The organism is Cellulomonas sp. A375-1, from assembly GCF_001040865.1.
GTDB classification, from domain to species: Bacteria; Actinomycetota; Actinomycetes; order Actinomycetales; family Cellulomonadaceae; genus Cellulomonas; species Cellulomonas gelida.
Genome location: NZ_LFKW01000127.1, coordinates 42,311 through 45,363 on the forward strand (window position 1 = coordinate 42,311; position 3,053 = coordinate 45,363).

The 3,053-nt window shown below is 75.8% G+C and carries 3 protein-coding genes; 1 reads left to right on the top strand and 2 read right to left on the bottom strand.

Annotated features, from left to right (window positions below; translation table 11 throughout):
- On the bottom strand, positions 1-315 hold a 315-nt coding region (locus CWIS_RS12980), incomplete at its 3' end, for an alanine racemase (protein WP_048343721.1).
- Positions 312-956, bottom strand: a complete 645-nt coding sequence (locus CWIS_RS12985) for a M15 family metallopeptidase (RefSeq protein WP_229747576.1) — start codon at positions 954-956, stop codon at positions 312-314. The genes CWIS_RS12985 and CWIS_RS12980, both read right to left, overlap by 4 nt.
- Positions 957-1,313: 357 nt before the next feature.
- On the opposite strand from CWIS_RS12985, the gene CWIS_RS17740 reads away from it, so the two are divergent.
- Positions 1,314-2,900, top strand: coding sequence for an HNH endonuclease signature motif containing protein (locus CWIS_RS17740; protein WP_053071724.1), 1,587 nt, complete (start codon positions 1,314-1,316; stop codon positions 2,898-2,900).
- Positions 2,901-3,053 lie beyond the last annotated feature (153 nt).

The window sequence follows — 3,053 nt, forward strand, 5'->3', positions numbered from 1 at the left end:
GTCGGACGGGTCCGCGCCCGGGGCGTCGAGCCAGCTCAGCAGGGGTGCGCCGATCCCGGCGGTGCGCAGCTCGACGGCCTCCGTGAGCGTCGCGACGCCCAGTGCGCGCGCACCGTGCGCGAGGGCCGTGCGTGCGACGTCGGCGCCACCCAGCCCGAACCCGTCAGCCTTGACGACGGCCATGAGCCGCCGTGCCCGGGCCGCGAGGACGCGCGTGTTGTACGCGACCGCGTCGAGCCGCACGGTGAGGACCGGGCGCGTGGTGGCGAGCGTCGCCAGTGGTCCCGTCCGCGACTCGCAGAGCGTCGCACTCACGCCGTCACCGGCCCGTACACGGCCGCGGGCTGCGCGGTGACCAGCGCCCAGTAGCGGTCGCCGACGCTCCAGTGCCACCACTCGGTGGGGTAGTTGACGAAGCCCGCGCCCGCCATCACCTCGCCGAGCGCGGTCCGCAGCACGCGCGCGGCGGGCGGCACCTGCGCAGCGGTGAAGCAGCGCCCGTCGCTCTCCTCCGGTGTCGCGTCGAGCGGGCACCCGAGGTCGAGCTCGCGCCCGGCGTCGTCGACGAGGGTGACGTCGACCGCCGCCCCGGCGACGTGCGGCGCGACCGACACGGGGGACACGTACCGGCTCGTGAGGCGTTCGACCTCGTCCTCATCGGCGTCCGGGTGGCCGGCACGGACGGCCGACCGGTACCGCTCGACGATCGCGGCCTGCGCGGCAGGGCTGCGCCAGCCCTCCGCGAGCACGAGGTGCACGCCCGGGGGGAGGGCGCAGTCCGCGCGCGCGAGGCGCCGCGCGACACCGGCCCGCACCAGCCCACCGGCGGCACGGTCGGGGGTCGGGTGCAGCCGCGGCACGGGGGCGACGACGAGCGGCTCGCGGCAGTCCCGCACGGGCACGGCCGCCACGCGCGGGTCGCTCAGGAGGACGACGTCGGTGCAGGTCAGGGACACGTCGGCGACGCTAGCCGCGGTCGCGTGCCGCGCGACTCCCCCCGCCGTCTCGACCTGCGGCTACCACGGACGCACGGCGTCGCACCGTGTCCCCCCGCACGGGTGGACACGCGCGTCGTGCCCTCCCTCCGCGGTATGACCTGCCGACGGCGCGGAGCGCCTCGTTCTGCTCGACCCGTGGGTGGTGCCCGCAGTCCGGTATCCAGGCGCCGACGACCTGCGCCGCACCCCGCCCGGATGGAGTGACTCCTCGTTGTCCACAGAGGTTGCCGCGCCCGCCCCGCGCACATCGAACGTTCGTACGCTTGTACGAGATGTCCGGTCGGTAACGACTCAGGCGGCGAACAGGGGGGCGGCGTGGCGGTGACGACGGTCTCGCGGGTGCTCGACGGTGCCGTCCGGGGCGACGAGGTCCCCGGATGGGAGCTGCTCGTCACCGTAGCGCGGCGTGCGGCCGACGAGGCTGCGCGTGCGGCCACGTGGACCCCGGAGTCCCGGCGGGATCGGCTGGCCGCCATCGACGCGGCGAGTGCCGCGCTGACCGCGGCCCGTGCACGCGTGCTGGCGGCGGTCGACGAGTCGCGCGACTGGGCCCGGCGCGGCGACCGCACCGTGAGCGCGTGGCGGGCGCGGACCTCACGCGCCGGTTCGACCACGGCCGGCGCCGAGCTCCGCCAGGCGGCGACGCTCACCCAGATGCCCGCCGTCGAGCAGGCGCTCCTCGACTCCGAGATCTCACCCACGCACGTCGACGTCATCGCCAAGATCGCAGCGCGCGGCACTCCTGACGTCGCCGCGTTCCTCGCAGCGCCCGACACGCAGGGCACGCTCGTCGCGCTCGGGCGCAGGCTCGACGGACGCGAGTACGCGCGAGCCGTCGACCGGATGGTCGCGCAGGCCGACCCGGTGTCGCTCGAGCGCGGCCTGGCCGTGCAGCGCGCGAACCGGCACCTGTGGCTCACGGACACCGCCGACGGCACCTACGTCAAGGGCCTCCTCGACCTGCAGGCCGGCGCACGCCTGCGTCGCGCGCTCGAGTCGGTGGCGGGCAAGCCCTCGGCAGACGACGAGAGGACCTCGGAGCAGCGCAGGGCGGACGCACTGGACGCGCTCGCCGCCGACCTCCTCTCCTCGCCGCGAACCGCCGCGGGTGCGGTGGTGCCGCCGCAGGTCTCGGTGATCGTCAGTGAGCCCACCTGGCTCGCCCTCACCGCCGCACTGCACGACGGGGATCGCGTCCCGCTCGCCGAGCGGCTGCGCGGCCTGCCGCCCGTCACCGACGAGGACGGTCGGCCTCTGCCGCCGAGCGCCGTCGCCCAGCTCGTGTGCGACAGCGCGCTCACGCGTGTCGTCGTCGACGCGCAGGGGACACCCGTGGACCTCGGACGCACGACCCGCCTGATCACCAACGAGGTGCGGCGAGCAGTCGTCGCTCGGGACGGCGGGTGCGCGTGGAACGGGTGCGACGCCGTCGCTCGGTGGTGCGAAGGGCACCACATCGAGTGGTGGGAACGCGACGGCGGAGTGACCAGCATCGAGAACAGTGCGCTCCTGTGCTCCTTCCACCACCACGTGGTGCACCAGGAGTCTCTGCACGTCGAGCGCCTGGAGCACGTCGAGCGCCTGGAGCCTCCGCCCCACGCCATCGACCCCGGAGCTCGGAGATCACGCACCACACGCACCACGGGCACCGGCTCGTTCGGGCTCGCGCGCGCCCGCTACAGGTTCACGCGGCCGGACGGCACCGTCCGGTCCGAGCCACGGAGCTCAGCACCGCAGACCGCGCGCCCGAGCAAGGGCGGGCCACCACCGGACGACGGGGCCTTCATCACCGCCGGGAGCTCCGCGAGCGTGCACGAGGCAGGCACCCTCATCCCCCCGACAACGCCGTCAACGTCAGCGCCACCGCGCTCTCCCGACGGCGGTCCGCGCGCCCACACGTGACCGCCACGCTCACCCCGGCGCCCACGCTTCGCCGCCTCGCCCACGCTTCGCCGCCTCGCCCCCACGCCACGCGCCCACGCCGCGTGCACACGCCTCGCCGGGCGTCCACCCCGCGCGCCCACGCCTCGCCGCGCGCCCACCCCGCGCGCCCAC